General features: G+C 64.0%; 14 protein-coding genes. 7 read left to right on the plus strand and 7 right to left on the minus strand.

Annotated elements, in window-relative coordinates; genetic code table 11:
* Position 1: 1 nt before the first annotated feature.
* The 3 genes from HWY05_RS33425 (at position 2) to HWY05_RS33435 (ending at position 3695) form a co-directional block, all read left to right on the plus strand.
* Positions 2–496, plus strand: coding sequence for a CvpA family protein (locus HWY05_RS33425; RefSeq protein ID WP_035561040.1), 495 nt, complete (start codon positions 2–4; stop codon positions 494–496).
* Positions 497–628: 132 nt separating this feature from the next.
* Positions 629–2179, plus strand: coding sequence for an amidophosphoribosyltransferase (purF, locus tag HWY05_RS33430; protein ID WP_035561042.1), 1551 nt, complete (start codon positions 629–631; stop codon positions 2177–2179).
* 325 nt (positions 2180–2504) lie between these two features.
* Positions 2505–3695 carry an O-succinylhomoserine sulfhydrylase gene (locus tag HWY05_RS33435; RefSeq protein WP_035564035.1) on the plus strand — a complete coding sequence of 397 codons (1191 nt, stop codon included), beginning with the start codon at positions 2505–2507 and terminating at the stop codon, positions 3693–3695.
* A gap of 58 nt (positions 3696–3753) precedes the next feature.
* Here HWY05_RS33435 and HWY05_RS33440 read toward each other — a convergent pair whose 3' ends face one another.
* Positions 3754–4533 carry an AraC family transcriptional regulator gene (locus HWY05_RS33440; RefSeq protein WP_035561045.1) on the minus strand — a complete coding sequence of 260 codons (780 nt, stop codon included), beginning with the start codon at positions 4531–4533 and terminating at the stop codon, positions 3754–3756.
* Between the two features lie 52 nt (positions 4534–4585).
* Positions 4586–4927, minus strand: coding sequence for an FKBP-type peptidyl-prolyl cis-trans isomerase (locus HWY05_RS33445; protein ID WP_035561048.1), 342 nt, complete (start codon positions 4925–4927; stop codon positions 4586–4588).
* A 188-nt stretch (positions 4928–5115) separates the two neighbouring features.
* Here HWY05_RS33445 and HWY05_RS33450 point away from each other — a divergent pair, with 188 nt between their 5' ends.
* The 3 genes from HWY05_RS33450 (at position 5116) to HWY05_RS33460 (ending at position 8183) form a co-directional block, all read left to right on the plus strand.
* A complete protein-coding gene (locus HWY05_RS33450; RefSeq protein WP_176061038.1) occupies positions 5116–5922 on the plus strand; it encodes a HAMP domain-containing sensor histidine kinase in 807 nt (268 codons plus the stop codon).
* 113 nt (positions 5923–6035) lie between these two features.
* Positions 6036–7382, plus strand: coding sequence for a hemolysin family protein (locus HWY05_RS33455; protein ID WP_035564037.1), 1347 nt, complete (start codon positions 6036–6038; stop codon positions 7380–7382).
* 78 nt (positions 7383–7460) lie between these two features.
* A complete protein-coding gene (locus tag HWY05_RS33460) occupies positions 7461–8183 on the plus strand; it encodes a sulfite exporter TauE/SafE family protein (RefSeq protein WP_176061039.1) in 723 nt (240 codons plus the stop codon).
* 10 nt (positions 8184–8193) lie between these two features.
* On the opposite strand, the gene HWY05_RS33465 is transcribed toward HWY05_RS33460, so the two are convergent.
* Both HWY05_RS33465 and HWY05_RS33470 read right to left on the minus strand, forming a co-directional pair.
* Positions 8194–9660, minus strand: a complete 1467-nt coding sequence (locus tag HWY05_RS33465; protein WP_176061040.1) for a membrane dipeptidase — start codon at positions 9658–9660, stop codon at positions 8194–8196.
* A gap of 35 nt (positions 9661–9695) precedes the next feature.
* The gene (locus tag HWY05_RS33470) at positions 9696–10331 is read right to left on the minus strand and encodes a TetR/AcrR family transcriptional regulator (RefSeq protein ID WP_176061041.1); all 636 of its coding nucleotides are present in this window, start codon (positions 10329–10331) and stop codon (positions 9696–9698) included.
* Positions 10332–10491: 160 nt separating this feature from the next.
* On the opposite strand from HWY05_RS33470, the gene HWY05_RS33475 reads away from it, so the two are divergent.
* A complete protein-coding gene (locus HWY05_RS33475) occupies positions 10492–10944 on the plus strand; it encodes a nuclear transport factor 2 family protein (RefSeq protein ID WP_176061042.1) in 453 nt (150 codons plus the stop codon).
* 115 nt (positions 10945–11059) lie between these two features.
* Here the strand turns inward: HWY05_RS33475 and treY are convergent, their stop codons facing one another.
* From treY to treZ, 3 genes are read right to left on the minus strand one after another with little or no spacing between them, the layout of a single operon-like run.
* The gene (gene treY, locus HWY05_RS33480) at positions 11060–13930 is read right to left on the minus strand and encodes a malto-oligosyltrehalose synthase (RefSeq protein ID WP_176061043.1); all 2871 of its coding nucleotides are present in this window, start codon (positions 13928–13930) and stop codon (positions 11060–11062) included.
* Positions 13927–16155 (minus strand): 4-alpha-glucanotransferase, encoded by a 2229-nt coding sequence (gene malQ / locus HWY05_RS33485; protein ID WP_176061044.1) that lies wholly within the window; start codon positions 16153–16155, stop codon positions 13927–13929. The genes treY and malQ overlap by 4 nt, the downstream gene beginning before the upstream one ends.
* Positions 16152–18077, minus strand: coding sequence for a malto-oligosyltrehalose trehalohydrolase (gene treZ / locus HWY05_RS33490; protein ID WP_176061045.1), 1926 nt, complete (start codon positions 18075–18077; stop codon positions 16152–16154). The genes malQ and treZ overlap by 4 nt, the downstream gene beginning before the upstream one ends.
* Positions 18078–18126: the final 49 nt, after the last annotated feature.

The following is an 18126-nucleotide window of genomic DNA, read 5'->3' on the forward strand; positions in this document are numbered from 1 at the left end:
GATGTTCACCGCCTTCGACTACGCTGTAATGGCGGTGATCGGTTTGTCGGCCTTGCGCGGCACATGGCGCGGGTTTTTGTCTGAGATATTCGGGTTGATCGGCTGGATCGCGGCGTTTTTCATTGCGTGCCGCTTTGTCGGTTATGTCGTGCCGTTTATCCCGTCCACGTGGCCGGGTGGCGCGTTGACCCAGTGGCTGCTGGCCTTTGCGCTGGTGGTGATCGGTGTGGTGCTGGTGGCGAGCGTGCTGAATGCCCTCCTGAGCCGCATCGTGCAGGCAACCGGCTTGAGCGGCGTGGACCGCTCGCTCGGTTTGATGTTCGGCCTCGTGCGCGGGGTCATTCTGGTGCTGATTCTGGTCGCCCTCGCTGGCTTGACCGAACTGCCCCAACAGGAATTCTGGCGCAACGCCTTGCTTCGGCCCTACGCGGTCGAGGGCGTGCACGTAATGAAACCGCTGCTTCCCGAGACACTTGCTGCCTACGTCCGCGTGTGACGATCAGGCGAGTGTTTCAAGGGACGCGGCAGGACTCCGGCGCAAACCGGTTGCCGCTACGTACCAGCAGGTCACAGCGCGTACGCAGTCACCGGCCGCCACGACGAATTTCGTACCTTTGAAGGACATGCCATGTGCGGCATCGTAGGCGTAGTTTCCCATTCCCCGGTCAATCAGCTGATCTATGACAGCCTGCTGCTTCTGCAGCATCGCGGTCAGGACGCCGCCGGCATCGCAACCGCGAACGGCAGCAATTTCCACATGCACAAGGCCAACGGCATGGTGCGCGACGTGTTCCGCACGCGCAACATGCGCAGCCTGCCCGGCACGACCGGTATCGGCCAGGTGCGTTACCCGACGGCCGGTTCCGCGTCGAGCGAAGAAGAAGCCCAGCCGTTCTACGTGAACGCGCCGTTCGGCATCATCCTCGCGCACAACGGCAACCTGACCAACTGGCAGCAACTGAAAGACGAGATGTTCCGCGTCGATCGCCGCCACATCAATACGAATTCCGACACCGAGGTCATGCTCAACGTGCTCGCGCACGAATTGCAGCTGTCCAGCTCGGGCCTGCAACTCGATCCGGCCGCGCTGTTCAAGGCGGTGTCGGGCGTGCATCGCCGGGTGCGGGGTTCGTACGCGATCGTGTCGCTGATCGCCGGTTACGGGCTGCTGGGTTTCCGCGACCCGTTCGGCATCCGCCCGCTGTGCCTCGGCAAGCAGGAAACGCCGGAAGGCGTCGAATGGATCCTGGCGTCGGAGTCGGTGGCGATTGAAGGTATCGGCTTCGAATTCGTGCGCGATATCGCACCGGGCGAGGCGATTTTCATCGATATCGAAGGCAATCTGCATTCGCAGCAATGCGCGACGAATCCGAGCCTGAACCCGTGCATTTTCGAACTCGTGTATCTCGCGCGTCCGGACTCGGTGCTCGACGGCGTGCCGGTCTACAACGTGCGTCTGCGCATGGGCGACTACCTCGCCGAGAAGATCAAGCGCGAACTGCCCGACGTGCCGATCGACGTGGTGATGCCGATTCCCGATTCGTCGCGTCCGGCTGCCATGCAGGTCGCGAAGAAACTGGGCGTGGAATATCGCGAAGGCTTCTTCAAGAACCGTTACGTCGGCCGCACCTTCATCATGCCGGGCCAGGCGGTGCGCAAGAAGTCGGTGCGCCAGAAGCTGAACGCCATGGGTATCGAGTTCAAGGGCAAGAACGTGCTGATCGTCGACGATTCGATCGTGCGCGGCACCACCTCGCATGAAATCGTGCAGATGGCGCGCGACGCCGGCGCGAACAAGGTGATCTTCGCTTCGGCGGCACCGCCGGTGAAATTCCCGAACGTCTACGGTATCGATATGCCGACGCGCGGTGAGCTCGTCGCTCACGGCCGCACGGACGACGAAGTCGCGCGCATGATCGGCGCGGACCACCTCGTGTATCAGGACGTCGACGCACTGAAGCAGGCCGTGCGCGACATCAACCCGGCACTGCGGGAATTCGAAGCGTCGTGCTTCGACGGCAACTACGTGACCGGCGACATCACGACCGAGTATCTGGACCGCATCGAAAGGGCGCGTCTCGCGCCGTCCTCGCAATCGGATCGCGACGCCGCGAGCGACGCGATCGACGGCGGCGCGCCGGCGCGTTCGCAATTGCATCTGCAGTTGTCGGTGGGCTAAAGGTAGCCCGCGAGCCTGACGTGAACGTGAAACTGAACGACAGCGCTCATGGCGTGGCGCGCTGCACGCCACGCCGCGAGCGTGTTAGGATCATGGCTTGCGTCGATTTGATCTCAGCTTGCGGACGCGGGGTAACCCGAAACAGCTAAAGCGAAAGGTGGAAAACGCCGCATTCATCCGCCTCCGCTCCAGCTTTCCCCGCACATGAAGCCCGCTTATGCCGACGCAAAAGCGGGCTTTTTTGTTGCTGCCGTTTGGCGCTGCGCTCTCCTTTCACACGAAGCGCGCCGAACGCAGCCATGGAACATTGGAAACCAGAACCAACATGGACGACTCCCTGAACTTCGACACGCTGGCAGTCCGCTCGGGCACGGCGCGCAGCGACTTCAACGAACATTCGGAAGCGATTTTCCTGACCTCGAGCTTTGTGTTCGCGAGCGCCGCGGACGCTGCCGAGAAATTCAGGAATTCCGAAGACAACTACACCTATTCGCGCTTCACGAACCCGACCGTCACGATGTTCCAGGACCGCCTGGCCGCGCTCGAAGGCGGCGAAGCGTGCATGGCCACAGCGTCCGGCATGGCCGCGATCATGTCCGTCGTGATGTGCGCGCTGCAGGCCGGCGACCACCTCGTGAGCTCGCAGGCGTTGTTCGGCTCGACACTCGGCATGTTCTCGCAGATTTTCACCAAGTTCGGCATTACGACCACGTTCGTCGATTCGACCGATCTGGACGCGTGGAAAAACGCCGTGCGTCCCGAGACGAAGATGTTCTTCCTCGAAACGCCGTCGAATCCGCTGACGGAAGTGTCCGACATCGAAGCGATCAGCAAGATCGCCAAGGCCGCGAACGCGCTATTCGTGGTGGACAACTGCTTCTGCAGCCCGGCGTTGCAACAGCCGCTGAAGCTCGGCGCGGATGTGGTGATGCATTCGGCCACCAAGTTCCTTGACGGTCAGGGGCGCGTGTTGGGCGGCGCGCTGGTCGGCTCGAAGCAGTTCATCATGGAAAAGGTGTTCCCGTTCGTGCGTAGCACCGGGCCGACCCTGTCCGCGTTCAACGCGTGGGTGCTGCTCAAGGGCATGGAAACGCTGTCGCTGCGCGTCGACAAGCAGTCGGCGAATGCGCTGGAAATCGCGCGCTGGCTGGAGACGCATCCGGCCGTGAATCGCGTGTTCTATCCGGGGCTGGAATCGCACCCGCAGCACGCGCTGGCCATGCGTCAACAGAAGGCGGGCGGCGCGATTCTGTCGTTCGAACTGAAGGGCGACACGCCGGAGCAGATGCGCGCGAATGCATGGCGTGTGATCGATAGCACGAAGATCTGTTCGATCACCGGCAATCTTGGCGATACACGGACCACGATCACGCATCCGGCAACCACCACGCATGGTCGCGTGACGCCGGAAGCGCGCGCGGCAGCAGGCATTAGCGAAGGCTTGATCCGGCTGGCGGTGGGTCTGGAAAACGCCGCGGATATTCGCGGCGATCTGGAACGCGGTCTGGCGGGTTAAGCGGGATTTAAAGCAGGCAATGCGGGCCGCGAACTCAACGCGGCTCGCGCGGCAATGCTCAGTGGCGCAGCGCGCGCCATTGGCCAGGCGCCAGTCCGAAACGCCGCGTGAATGCGTGCGTGAAAGCGCTCTGATCGCCGAAGCCGATATCCAACGCGATATCGGTCAATGAGCGACGCGGATCCGCGAGCAACGTGAGCGACGTATCGAGCCGCAAGCGCTGCAAATAGCGATGCGGCGTCTCACCGAACGCGTCGATAAAAAGCTGATGAAAGCGCCGCATGCCAAAGCCGCAATGCGCGGCGAGGTCGGCAATGCGCAGCGGTTCCGACAAATGCGCGCGCAACCAACGGTCGATACGCGTGAAGTCGAGACCCGCGCCAGGCGCGAGCGCACCTGCCGTGGTGCCGGAGTCGGCCACCAACGCAGCGCCCAGACGGGCCGCTGCATCCCAATGAAAACGACGGGCGTCCAGATCGTCGCTCTGAGCGCCGCCGGTAGCGTGCGCTGCAATCCGATGCACGAGCTGCGTTAGCGACGCATCGACCGTTACGGCCCGCGCGCGGTCGAACAAACGTTCCGGCACGGCCAGCGAAGTTGCCGGCAGATCCAGCACCAACTGCCGGTTCTCGCCGATACCCGCGTAGTCGTGCCGCGCACCCGCCGGAATGAGCCACGCGGAGCCGGCGTCGATCTGTTGCGCGACGCCGTTCACCGCCATCACCATCGCGCCGTCCAGGCCGAGCACGACCTGATGAAAGTCATGCACGTCCGACGCTTCGACCGCGCCGTAACGGCGCAGCGAAACGCAAGGGATGGTGGCGGTAGCGTGGTTCATCGTTAAAGCGCGGTCACCGGCAAACAGGCCGGCAACTTGAAACGCAAAAAACTTAGACGCCGAGCAATTCGACTTCGAACACGAGCGTCGCGTTCGGCGGAATCACGCCGCCCGCGCCACGCACGCCGTAGCCGAGTTGCGGCGGAATCGTCAGCTTGCGCGTGCCGCCGACCTTCATGCCTTGCACGCCTTCGTCCCAACCCTTGATGACCATGCCGCCGCCCAGCACGAATGCGAACGGGTCGTTGCGGTCCTTGCTCGAGTCGAACTTCTGACCATCGGTCAGCCAGCCGGTGTAGTGCACGCTGACGCTCTTGCCGGCAACCGCTTCGGCGCCGGTGCCTTCCACGATGTCTTCGTACTTCAGGCCGGATTCGGTAGTGACAGTCGACATGTAACGCTCCTCAGTTCAAAAACGTAAAAACCGACATTGTAGGCGTGTTGGCGATGCATCGCCGAGGATTGCCGCGTGGCACGCGGATTGCGTGGAAATTGGCCGTCCGGCCAGGCGGGTCGCGCCGGATGCCATGCCTATAATGGGGCTTCTTTCAATCATCATGCACTGCCTGAGAGGGCTCGATCGTGACAACGTCTTCAACCGGAACCACCGGCGCGCAGCCGGCGCCTTCCGGCTTCGCCGTCTCCGAGCGTACCGCGCATCTTTGCGCCGAAACCGCGCTGTTCATGCGTGACCACGTGCTGTCGCTGGTGTCGCACGATTTGCGCGGTCCGCTGAACGCGATCCATAGCTGGGCTTACGTGCTCGAGCGCAAGCTCGACGCGAACGACCCCAACGCGCAGCGCGCCGTCACCGGCATTCGCAATGGCGTGGACCAGCAGGTGAAGCTGCTCGAAACGATCGTGGATGCCACGCGCGCCGAAACCAGGTCGCTGGCGCTCGCGTATGCGTCGTTCCCGCTGCATCCGTTGCTCGACGAAACTGTCGAAGACGTGCGCACGGGTTTGGCTCGCTCGCGCCAGGTCGAGATCGCGCTCGACTCGCAACTCGGCACCGAGCAACTCAACGGCGACCGCGCACGCCTCGTCGCCGCGCTGTGGCTGATGCTGACGTTCACCGTCGAAGCCAGCGCCGAAGGCGCTACCGTCACGCTGGCCACGCGTGCGGACGCGACCGCATGGCATGCCACCGTCACCTACGACAACAACCTCGCTGCATTGAGCGATCCGGCCGTGCCGCATCTGCTCGAAGCGTTCGCTCGCAAGCAGGCCGGCGAGCCGCGCGAAGCCAAACGCATTGCGTGGGTGTTCGCACTGTGCAAGCGCGTCGCGGAAGCGCATGGCGGCAGTTTCGAGCAGATCGACGCCAGCGAGAGCGAAGCGGCCAGACTTGCACTACGCATACCGCTAAGTGCGACCGCGCCGAAGTGAGCGCTTTACGTCGGCACACGGTTGCGCGCGCTTAACGGCGATCAACGGCGTTTGACTTTTCACCGAGCTTTCACCCTCTATACTGACAACTTTTGTTGCCGGAGCCCTTCGCTTTGATCCAGGTTGTCGCCCTCATTGGCGCGTTGTTTCTCGTTGCCCTCAACGGTTTCTTTGTTGCGGCTGAATTCGGTCTGGTCAAACTGCGGGCCACGCGCGTGCAGAGTCTCGCCGCGAAACACGGCATGCGCGGCCGTTTGCTGGCCAAGGTGCACGGACGTCTCGACGCTTACCTCTCCGCCTGTCAGCTCGGCATTACGCTAGCGTCGCTCGGTCTCGGCTGGATCGGCGAGCCCGCGTTCGCGCAACTGCTCACGCCGGTCTTCAACCTGCTCGGCGTGGAGTCTGAGAAACTGATTCACGGCGTTTCGCTGTTCTTCGCGTTTTCGTGTATTTCGTTCCTGCATATCGTGGTGGGCGAACTGGCGCCGAAGTCGCTGGCTATTCGCGAGGCGGAGAAGGTGTCGCTGTGGGCCGCCACGCCGCTGTACGGCTTCTACTGGGCCATGTATCCGGCCATCTGGGTGCTCAACTCGAGCGCCAACGCGGTGCTGAAGCTGGCCGGCCTCGACGCCGACCATGGTCACGACTCGCACTATTCGACCGACGAACTCAAGCTGATCCTGCGTGGCCGCCGCGCCAATGTGGCGAGCGAGTTGGGCGCGGCGGACGGCGGCGCGTACAGCCAGGACGAATGGAACACGATCGCGCATTCGCTGGATTTTTCGCGCATGACGGTGTCGGACCTCATGCGTCCTGCTTATGAAATGGTTGGCTTGCGGCGCGATCTGCCGTTGCGCGACAACATGCAGGTGGTGGCGCGGCATCGCTTCAGCCGCTACCCGCTGTTCGAAGACGCAGCCGGTGAACGCGTGGCCGGCATGATCCACTTGAAGGATCTGCTGCTGGCGCGTCACGCGGGCAGCACGCTCGAGGATCTGTCGAAATACGCGCGGCCCGTGCAGTACGTGAAGCCGGACATGCCCGCACTGGAACTGTTTCGCCGCTTCCGCAAAGGCGCGCCGCATTTCGCGCTGGTCGGCCATAAAAATGCGAAGCCGATCGGCTTCCTGACGCTCGACAATCTGCTCGGCGCGTTGGTCGGTCAGATTCATGACGAATTCCGTCAGGGCGACGCCGACTGGACGCGCATGGACGACGGCACGTTAATGGGCAAGGGCAGCTTGCCGGTGGTGTCGCTGGAGCGGGCGTTGGGTATCGATATCGACGAGGGCAAGGCCGAATCGGTCGGCGGTCTCGTGATTCAGGCGCTCAACGATCTGCCCACAGAAGGCCAGCGCGTGGAATTCGACCGCTTCGACGTGGTCGTCAAGAAGATGAAAGGGCCGCGCATCGTGCTCGTGCGCGTGTACCCGAAGACCTTCGACGATGAAGGTGGCTGAAAGCCTTTTCCGCTGAATCCGGCAAAGCGCATGGCCCGACTGCTCGCGTAGAATTGTCGTCCACATCGAGGGGGCGACATGGGGTATCTGCTGGTTCTGTGCGTGGGCTTGCTGGCAGGCTTGCTGAGCGGCGTGATCGGCACCGGTTCATCCATGCTGCTAATGCCCGTGCTCGTGATGCTGTACGGTCCGCAACAGGCGGTGCCGATCATGGCGATCGCCGCGATCATGGGCAACTTCGGCAAGGTGCTCGCGTGGTGGCGCGAGATCGATTGGCGCGCTTGCGGGGCCTACTGCGTGACCGCCGTGCCGGGCGCGGCGCTTGGTGTGCGGACGCTGCTGGCACTGCCGCCGCACGCGGTTGAAATCGCGCTGGGGCTGTTCTTTGTCGCGATGGTGCCCACGCGCCGCTGGCTCGCGCGGCGGGCCGTCAAATTCTCTCTGTGGCACCTTTCGCTGATCGGCGGCGTGGTGGGTTTTCTCACCGGCATCGTGGTGTCGACCGGGCCGATTACCGTGCCCGTGTTCATGTCTTACGGCCTCGTCAAAGGCGCGTTTCTCGCAACGGAAGCCGCCGGCTCATTAACCGTGTATGCCGCGAAAGTCGCGGTGTTCAATCACTTCGGCGCGTTGCCTTTGCGCGTGGTGATCGACGGCCTGATCACCGGTTCCGCGTTGATGACCGGCTCGTTCGCGGCGCGGAGCATCGTGGTGCGGATGAGTCCCGCCACCTTCAAGCTGGTGGTCGACGGTTTGATGTTGTCCTCGGGGTTGTCGTTGCTGTGGGCGGCAGGGCGTTAGGCCACACCGATTATCCAACCGAAGCCTCAAACACTCGCCGGTAATTCCCACCCAGAATCGCGCTCACTTCTTCCTGCGTGAACCCCGCGACAAGCAACGCGCTCGCCAGCTCCGGCAACTGTTCGTAGCTGCGAAACACCGGCGGCGAGATAAACCCGAGCATGTCGCTCCCCAGTCCAACATGCTCCACGCCGACCACATCCGCCATGCGCTTGATGCCTTCGGCCATTGCGTGGATATCCTTGAACGACCCTGAGCTCGGCCACACGCCGATCACGCCGCCCGTGCCGGCGATCACGCGCGCGTGATCCGGCGTGATAAGCCGGCTGCGCGACGAAGGGTGCGTGGCCAACGCCGAATGCGACAGCACGAGCGGCTTGGTGGACGTAGCGGCGGCGCGCTTAACCAGGTCGTAAGTGCCGTGCGCGACATCCACGACGATGCCCAGCGCATTGCAACGCCGTACCACTTCCGCGCCGGCATCGGTCAGGCCGCCATGCACCGGCGGCTCGGTCTGAATATCGCCCAGCTCGTTCACGCGATAGTGCGTAAGTTGCAAATGCCGCAACTGATGCTGCGCATACGCCTCGTCGACGCGATCCACCTGGCCTTCGAGAAAATCCCCACCCTCTGCGGAAATGATCGCGCACGGCCCGAGCGAACCCTTCGCCGCGAGCGACGCCGCATTCGTCACCACCTGCATCTGCTCACGCTCGATCAATTGATGCGCGCGCTGAAATTCGGCTTGACCGAGCGCATACAACTCGCCCGGCTGCGGATCGCGCCACGCCTCGAAACGCTTGCGGTTTTCCGCGACGCGCGTGACGGTCGTATCCGTGACGATCGCGAGGCAGATCACGTTCATGCCGCCTTTGCGCATCGGCGCGGCGAGCGGCAGAAACGGCCGACGCGCACCGATCGCCGGATCGCGCGACACGGTCACGCGTCCGGCGTGGCTGTGCATGTCGATGGTGAGCGTGCCGGACGGCGCTTGCCATGACGGCGCGCGGTGACTGCCGCTGTCGGCCTGCGTGACCGGGTCGTCTTGCGCGTGCTGGGGATCGGTATAGCCCGCGAAACGGCCAGGCGCGCACGCTGCGAGTCCGAGCGCGGCGCCGGAGGAAAGAAACGCGCGCCGGCTGAAGGTGCGCGGCACAGAAGGTAGACGATCAAGCGCGGCCGCTTCCACCAATCGATAGCGCCAACCCGCGGGGTCGTCGACCAGACGCAGCAGCCGGCCGCGTAACGTCAGCGCTTCGGCTTGCGGCGCGAGCGGCGCTGCCGTGTAGACCTCGATCGACGCCGCCGGATTGCGCGGCACACAACCCCCGCAGCAGGGTTCATCGGCGCAGAGCAGAAAGTAATCGACCGATTCGGCTTGCGGATCCAGCGGAATCATCCAACCCGTAATGTCGACGGTCGTGTCATGCAGCGTGTCGGCATTGCCATCGCGAATCGTCGGCCAGTCGAGGGTCATTGGCATTCCTTCATCGGCATTCCTGTTGGGGCGATTTACTTGCGAGCCGACGCGCTCCGGCTTTTATCGGGCGTCAGCGTACCGACCATGCTTTCAACGAGCTTCAACGCTTCGGCCTTCAGCGCGACGGGGTCGTCCGCGTTGTCGAGCAACTGCGCCGCCTCGCACACCATGCTGCCGATCATGCGCGCGGCAAGGTAAGCATTGGCGCGGGCTTTTTCATTATGACCCGCCGGACCGACCAGCGCGTCGATCAGCAGCCCGTAGACGTGCGCTTCTTCGATCTCGCGGCAGCGCGCTGTGCCGAGCACGGCGGGCGCGGTCTCGATAACGAGCTGCCGGTAAGCGGGCTCGCAACAGACTTCCAGAAACTCGCGAATGCCCGCGCTAATACGCTTCGCCTTAGGCGCGGCTCCGGCAGCGGCCTGTACTTTGGACGCGGCCTGTTCCTGCAACGCGCCCACCAGCGCATCGAAGAGTTCGGCTTTATCGGCGAAGTGGTGATAGAACGCGCCGCGAGTTACGCGTGCGCTGCGCGCGATGGCCTCGATACCCACCTGCTGATAGCCCTGCGACGCGAATAGCTCGCCGGCCGCGCAAATCAACGCCTGACGCGTGGCGTCCGCGTATTCCTCGCGGCGGGATTTGAGAGGGACACCTGCGCTCGGCATAGGACGGATTTTTATCCCTTGATTTTTCACATTCTGATTGTAGTATACATACACGTTGTATGTGAAAGTCTTGATGTATGTCGAGTTTGACTTTGCTTGCAGCGTGGAACGACGGACGCACAACCCGTAGGTAGGCAATCCCATCAGGAGCAGACCCGAAATGACTCAGGCAGAGCAGCAATATCTTTTACCCACTGAAGAGCAGCTTTCCAATGCGCGCATCGCCGTGCAACGGTTCGCGGCGGAATGGCAAAACCCGGTCGCGGATAACTTGAGAAGTTTGATGCACGAGGACACGCGTAACCTGATTCCGCCCATGACGGAACCGGCCGATCGGGAAGGCGTGGTCGAGCATTTTCGCCAGGTGCTGACGCAACTGCCGGACTTGAAAGTCGACGTCCTGCAGTGGGCGCCGACCGGCGATGCTGTGATGATCGAATGGCAGGCGTCGGCCACCGTCGCAGGCCAGCCGCTGACCTGGCAGGGCGTCGACCGTTTCAACCTGCGCGGCGACCGGATGTACAAGGGGCAGGTGTATTGGGACACGCGACGTGTCGCCGAGCAGGTGGCCGAAGCGGTCAAGCGCGCTCAGCAGAATGGCTCGGCGGGTTAAGAAGGCATCGCGCTGAATGACGCGAGTAAGTCACTAAATCAGTAAGCCAGCAAAAAAGGCGGTTAAAGCTCGTGTGCTTTAACCGCCTTTCATTCGCCAGGAGAAAGAGACGCGATCAACTGCGCGGCACGCCATCTTCCACCAGTACCGCTATCGGCATTGCACCGAGCGCGTCGCGCACATACAGCAAGCCATTTTCATCGACCTTCGGCGCCGCGGGACTCAGCCAATCGAACAACGCGCGCGCCGACAGATCGGACGGCATTTCAATCGCCGTGTCCGCCCATTTCTGCGGATCGACCATCGGCAGATCGCTGGCGTCATCGTCATCGTTATCGAGCAAGCCGGAGGCCAACCGGCTCGCGATCACCACCGCCCACGCATTGCCATGCCGTCGCGCGAACGCAATCACATTCGCGGCATGCGCGCCGCGCACGGTAAGCGGCAGGTACTCGCTCTGACTCAGCAACTCCGGCAAATGCGTGCGCAACGCCAGCACGCGTTGCACGACCGCGAGCTTCACGCGTCCGTCGCGCCAGGTCGGCAGGAAATCCGACGGCGGCGTCTGCACGAGCCACGCTTCACGCTGAGCGAAATCCACCGGCCGGCGATTGTCCGGATCGACCAGACTGAAGTCCCACAACTCGGTGCCCTGGTACAGATCGGGAATCCCCGGCGACGCCAGCCGCAACACCGTCTGTTGCAGACTATTGAGTGCACCGGCGCGGCCAATTCGCGCGACGAACGCCGACAGTTCTTTCAGAAAGTCGTCGCGTCGCTGCGGCGCGAGGATATCGAACAGGAAATCGCGGCAGCCGGCTTCATACGCTTCGTCGGGTGCGAGCCAGTTGGTTTGCAGCTTCGCTTCGCGCAACGCTTTTAATTGCCATTGCGCGACACGTTCGGCCAGTTCCTTGACGCCCGCTGCGTCGTCCGGTTTCAACTCCGGCGGCCAGCAGCCCGCCAGCGTCTGATACAGCATCGCTTCGGCGGCGGGGCCCGGCGACCAGTCGTCGTGCGTGTCCTGACCGACGCTGCCGATCGGCTTGCCGTCGAGCGTACGGCGATGCGGCGCGTTCAACGTCGACCACGCGCGCAACGTCGCGCTCCAGTCCGCCGCGATTTCGCTCAACACCGCGAGACGGGCGCGCACGTCTTCGCCGCGTTTGTGATCGTGCGTGGCGGTGGCGAGCAACGCGTGAGGAAAGCGCTGCGCGCGTTCCAGATTGGCGGCATGGAACTGCTCGACCGACAGCGCGAATTCACCCGGGTCCGCGCCGACTTCGTTACGCGATAACAACCGGCCGTAGCGATAGCACGCCGTATCTTCGACCGCCTTCGCGGCGACCGGCGCGGTCAGTTGCGAAAACAGCGTTTGCGCGGTGCGCCGCGACGAACCGGCGTGGCTGGGCGGCGCGTTGTTCTGACCTGGCTGCGGCGGCGCGCTGGGGCGTCCGCTCGGCGCTTCTTCCGCGCTACCGCCGAGCCACGCGTTCACGCGATCGAGTACGACGAGGTCCGCGCGCGACAGCGATTGTTTTGCGCCTTCGAGCGCCTGGTCGAAATAGACGTTGTCGGCGGCGCTGCGCAAGCCGTTCTGCGGATAGACGCGATACACCGGAAAATGCACGACCAGTTCGGTCAGCACGCGCCGCAACGAGGTGAATGTGAAATCACGCGTGGTCAGCGAATCGCGCGCAATACGATGCAACGCGCGCGCTGCCCGATCCAGTTCCGCCGACAGGTTCTCCGCGAGAATCTTGCGGCGCGCGATCAACGCTTCGTCCGCGAAACGCGGGCTGCGGCCGGTGAGTTCGGCCCATGTCTGCGCGAGCGGTTCCGCGCCGGCGGGATCGTGCAGCAACGCGCCCACGTCGTTCATGAAGTCGTAGCCGGTCGTGCCATCCACGGGCCAATCGTCGCGCAGCGGTTCGCCGCGGGCGAGAATTTTTTCGACCACCACATACGGCGCGGTGTCGCGCAATTCCGTGAGCCGCTGCCGCAATCGCTGCGCGTATTCGCGTGGCTCGGCGAGCCCGTCCACGTGATCGATCCGCAGTCCGTCCACCACGCCTTCCTGGTAGAGACGGAAAATCAGCGCATGCACCGCGTCGAACACTTCGGGCCGCTCCACGCGTACGCCGGCGAGTGTGGAGATGTCGAAGAAGCGCCGCCAGTTGACTTCGTCGGATGCGGTGCGCCACCACGCAAGCCGAAAATGCTGCCGCTCGATCAGCCGATGCAAACGGTCACGCGTCACCGGATCGCCAGGCGCATACGCCTCCAGCGCGGCATCAATCGCCGAACTGCCTTGTCGCGCGACGAACTCGCGCAACATCTCGCGCCCTTCGGCGGCACGCGGATGATCGGTGGGTTGCGTCGTCAGCCCGTTGAAGCGTTCGGCGAGCGCGTTAAGATCGGCGCGCTCCGCGCCTTGCAGGATCGACGCGTAATCGATCGGGCACACGGGGAACACATGCGGACCGTAGCCGATATAAAAACGCCCGTTCTCCGCGTCAAAATGCAGCGCGATGCGACCTGCCGCGAGTTCTTCGCCATACGGCGCGCCGAGCGTCGGCGCCAGCACCTTGCCGCGCAATGCCGGATCCGGCGAATGCCAGTCGACGTCGAAATGACGCGCGTAAGCGCTGTGCCGGCCCCATTCGAGAATATCGAGCCACCACGCGTTACTGGCGCCGCCCACGCCCATATGGTTCGGCACCATATCGACGAGCAACCCCATGTCGTGCGCGCGGAGCTTCTCGACGAGACGTTTGAGGCCCGCCTCGCCGCCGCATTCGGCGCTGACCTGGGTGTAGTCGACGGTGTCGTAGCCGTGCATCGATCCGGGTTCGGCGGTGGTGATCGGCGACGCGTACACGTGGCTGATGCCGAGCGCGGCGAAATAGTCGACGTGCTTCGCGGCGTCGTCGAAGGTGAAGCCTCGGTGAAACTGGAGGCGAAGCGTGGAGCGCGGGACGGTCATGGCGTATCAGGCTCCGCGGAAGCGTTGGAAGAAGGAACGGCGGCGCGCGCGGCGCGGCGTTCGCGATCGACGGCAAGCAGGCGGTCGCAGAAAGCGTCGTCCCTGAACAGTTCGTCGATCGGCAGATTCACGCGACGACGCCAGTTCGGGTGTTCGTCGATCGAGCCGGGCAGATTCGGCTGCTCGACTTGCCCGAGCAGGTCTTCGAGCGGAAACGTCACCAGCGGACCCGGTGTGGCGCAGACGAACGCCAGCGCTTCATCCACCGGGGCATCGTCGGGCGGCGGCGCTTCCACACCCCGCGCGGCCACGCCGGCCGACTGGAACGCGCGCCACATGTCGGCGCGATCGTTCGCGCGTTCTTCCTGCGCGAGCTGTACCGGATCGCGGCCGTCGGGGCGCGCCATCGTCTGGCCGATCTGGTTGCGCCACACAATGTCACTGCCGCGCCACCAACCGGCCACGGTGGGCAGATCGTGGGTGGTGGTGGTGCCGACGGCATTGCGGTCCCACTCGTGCGGCGGCTTGAACCCTTTGCCGCCGTGCGCGCCCTCGAACCACAACACGCGAATGCCCGCGAGACCATGTTCGTCGAGCCGCTCGCGAAAACCGGGCGGCACGGTGCCGAGATCTTCGCCGATCACGATCGAGCGAAACCGCCACGATTCGAGCGCGATGAGGCGCAGCAGGTCTTCGAGCGGGTAGCGCAGATACGCGCCGTTGCGCGCGCTTTCGCCTTCGGGCACGAGCCACAGCCGACGCAAGCCGAGAATGTGATCGATCCGGATGCCGCCCGCATGCGCGAACGCTGCGCGCAACATGTCGATGAACGCGGAGAAGCCCTGCGTGCGCATGGCGCGCGGCGAGAAGGTAGTGAGTCCCCATGCCTGGCCGGCCTGGTTGAACAGGTCCGGCGGCGCGCCGACCGACACGCCTTGCAGCATGTCGTCGCGATACGACCAGGCGTGACTGCCGGCGCTATCGCAGCCCACCGCGAGATCGGCGATCAGGCCGACGGCCATGCCGGCATCGCGCGCGGCGTGTTGGGCGTGCGATAAACCTTTTGCGGCCAGCCATTGCAGAAACAGATGGAAATCGACTTCGTGGCGATTCGCTTCGGCGAAGGCTTCAACCTCGGCGCTGCGCGGATCGCGCAACGCTTCCGGCCAGTGGCGCCAATGACCGTTGCCGCCTTCCTGCGAGAGCTGCGCGGCTTGCAGCGCTTCGAAACGCGCATGGTCTTCGAGCGCGCGGCCGGCGCGTTCGCAGAAGCCGTGGAATTCCAACGCGCGCGGCGTTTCGTGCGCGCGGTCCTGCTCGCAGAAATGCTCGTACAGTGAGCGCAACACCTTCAGCTTCAGGACGACCGCGTTCGGCCAGTCGATCAGCGGTAAGTCTTCCAATGCCGACCAGCTTTGGGTGCCTTGCGCGGCTTCGAGCGCGCTGCGTGCCGCGTCCGCGCCGAATACGGCGGCGGGATCGATATGCGTGACGTTCAACCACAAGCGCGACGACGGCGAATACGGACTGAAGCGATCCGGCTCCGCGCTGAACATCGCGTGAGTCGGGCTGACGGCGAGCGCATGCGCGCCGCGCCGCGCGCTTTCGATGGCGAGTTGCGCGAGTGCCGAATAATCGCCGATGCCGCCGTCGCCGACGCGTCGCAAGCCGTACAGTTGCGCGGCGATGCCCCACAACGGCGGCGCGTGCGCGGCGCTGTCTTTCGCTTTGTCGCTGTCGCTGTCGGCGCTGTCGTTCAGCGTGCGCCACGCATCCGCCACCGTGTAGCTGCGTGCCGGCGCCACCGCCAGCGTCATGCGTTGCTCGTTGAGCACGAGCGTGTGATAGCCGGGTTCGTCGATGGGCGCGAGCAGCGCTTCTTCGCCTTTAGGCGCCGTAAAGCGCCCGTCGATGATCGAACCGCTTTCGAGTTCGATCCGATAATGACTGCCCGAGCGGATCGCCGCGGCGGGCAACGCGATGCCGCGTCCCACTTCGGCGGTCATCAGCGGCGGCAGCTTGCGGCCCGACAATTCGGCCTCCAGCGCGGCGGCGCTCTGGCGGATTTGCGTCGCGTTGCCGCACGGCAAACCCATGCGTTCGAGCAGCACGGCCAACGTGCTTTCGGGCACATGCTGGGTTGTGTGGTGCGCGTCCTGCCACTCCACCTCGAAACCGGCGCGCGTGGCGAGGGTGACGATCGTATCGTTGCGTCGAGTGCTCACGCGTGGCGCTCCTGTTGGCTGGCAATGCGGGCGTCGTGGCCGGTTGCATAGTCGCAGACGTCGCCGGTCAACCACGCGACAAACGTATTCGACGGCAACACCTGGGTGTCGATCTGCTCGCGCACGCGCGGCGGCGTTTCGAAAACGATCTTGCCGGCGGGCACTTCGCCGAGCGCCACGCTTTCCTTCGACAAATTCAACGCGATCGACAAGGTCTCGCCATCGCACAGTTTCCAGCGCGCCACGAGCGCGTTGGCGTCGCCGCCGTTCGCGCCGCTCAGCACGGTCGCGCCGAGCGCCTTGCCATGCTTCAGGCGCGGCGTGATCAGCTTGGCGCGCACGGCCAGCGCGGATTTGTAGAAGTGCATCCAGTCGAGCCGGTCTTTCGCATCGTCGCTACTCGACGCGGAGGACGATGCATCAGGCGCGGGCGGCGAAGAGGCCGCGAACGTTTTCGCGTCGTTCGGATCGGGAATCTGCGCACGCCGCTTTTCGTCGCTGAAGGCGGAAAAGCGCGCGAATTCGCGGCGGCGTCCTTCGCGGACCGCATCGGCGAGGTCGCCGGTGTAGTCGGTGAAAAACAGGAACGGTTGCGTCGAGCCGTATTCCTCGTCCATGAACAGCAGCGGGATTTGCGGCGACAGCAGCAGCAAACCGGTGGCGGCGCGCAATGCGTCGTCCGAGGTTAGTTTGCGCAGACGCTCGCCGAACGCGCGGTTTCCGATCTGATCGTGGTTCTGCAGAAACATCACGAACGACGTGGGCGGCAAATGCCCGCTCGATTCGCCGCGCGGCTTGCCGTCGTGAATCGGCGAAGGATCGCCCTGATACGCGAAGCCTTCCGACAACACGCGCGCAAGCCGCCGAATCGGCTGATCTTCATACGCGTGGTAATAGCCTTCCGTTTCGCCGGTCAGCAGCACGTGCAGCGTGTTGTGCGCGTCGTCGTTCCATTGCGCGTCGAAGTGCGCTTCGAGCAGCGTCGCGCTGTTGTGCTCGTTCTCCAGCACCAGATGCACATAGCGGCCGTGCTGCACTTTGGCGCGGATATGGTCGGACAATTCGCGCAGCCATGCGTGGTTGTCGATCGCATGCACCGCGTCGAAACGCAGTCCGTCGATGCGATATTCGTTGAGCCAGTAGACGGCGTTGTCGGTAAAGAAGTCGCTCACTTCGCTGCGCTCGAAGTCGATAGCGGGGCCCCACGGCGTATGCGTGCCCTCGCGGAAAAACGGGCGCGCGTATTGGTGCAGATAATTGCCGTCCGGGCCGAAGTGGTTGTAGACCACGTCGAGAAATACCATCAGGCCGAGACCATGCGCGGCGTCCACCAGCGCCTTGAGTTCTTCGGGACGGCCGTACGCGGAATCGGGGGCATACGGCAGTACGCCGTCATAGCCCCAGTTGTGCCGGCCGGGAAAGTCGTTCAACGGCATCAACTCGATAGCCGTCACGCCGAGCGCGGCCAGCGCCGGCAGACGCTGCTGCACGCCCGCATAGCCGCCCATCGCGCCCACATGCAGTTCGTACAGCACGGTCTCTTCCCAGGGCCGTCCATGCCAGTGCGTGTGTTCCCAACGGTAGGCGCGCGGGTCGATGACTTCGCTCGGGCCATGCACGTCTTGCGGCTGAAAGCGCGACGCCGGATCGGGTACGGCGTGCTCACCGTCGAGCCGGAAACGGTACAGCGTGCCCGCGCCGCTCTCGACGGTCGCTTCGAACCAGCCGTTGCCGGTGGCCGTCATGGCGTGCGCGCCTTGCGCGGGGCCGTTTTCGACGTCGACCTGAACGTGCTCGCACGACGGCGCCCAGAACCGGAAGCGCGTGCGCGGTTTGGCCCCCGCGGCGCCCAGCAACTGGGCGCCGAACGGCAGGCAATGCGCGTGATGATGCGCGTGAGGATCAATCGGACTTTGAGACATGATTCTTCCTCATTCGAATGTGCTGTCGAGCCGCGTTTTACGCGTGAAT

The organism is Paraburkholderia sp. BCC1876, from assembly GCF_902833695.1.
Taxonomy (GTDB): Bacteria; Pseudomonadota; Gammaproteobacteria; order Burkholderiales; family Burkholderiaceae; genus Paraburkholderia.

Coding starts and splice junctions, on each gene's coding strand:
- HWY05_RS33425 (WP_035561040.1), top strand. CDS start 2: ATGTTCACCGCCTTCGACTACGCTGTAATGGCGGTGATCGGTTTGTCG.
- purF (WP_035561042.1), top strand. CDS start 629: ATGTGCGGCATCGTAGGCGTAGTTTCCCATTCCCCGGTCAATCAGCTG.
- HWY05_RS33435 (WP_035564035.1), top strand. CDS start 2,505: ATGGACGACTCCCTGAACTTCGACACGCTGGCAGTCCGCTCGGGCACG.
- HWY05_RS33440 (WP_035561045.1), bottom strand. CDS start 4,533: ATGAACCACGCTACCGCCACCATCCCTTGCGTTTCGCTGCGCCGTTAC.
- HWY05_RS33445 (WP_035561048.1), bottom strand. CDS start 4,927: ATGTCGACTGTCACTACCGAATCCGGCCTGAAGTACGAAGACATCGTG.
- HWY05_RS33460 (WP_176061039.1), top strand. CDS start 7,461: ATGGGGTATCTGCTGGTTCTGTGCGTGGGCTTGCTGGCAGGCTTGCTG.
- HWY05_RS33465 (WP_176061040.1), bottom strand. CDS start 9,660: ATGACCCTCGACTGGCCGACGATTCGCGATGGCAATGCCGACACGCTG.
- HWY05_RS33470 (WP_176061041.1), bottom strand. CDS start 10,331: ATGCCGAGCGCAGGTGTCCCTCTCAAATCCCGCCGCGAGGAATACGCG.
- HWY05_RS33475 (WP_176061042.1), top strand. CDS start 10,492: ATGACTCAGGCAGAGCAGCAATATCTTTTACCCACTGAAGAGCAGCTT.
- treY (WP_176061043.1), bottom strand. CDS start 13,930: ATGACCGTCCCGCGCTCCACGCTTCGCCTCCAGTTTCACCGAGGCTTC.
- treZ (WP_176061045.1), bottom strand. CDS start 18,077: ATGTCTCAAAGTCCGATTGATCCTCACGCGCATCATCACGCGCATTGC.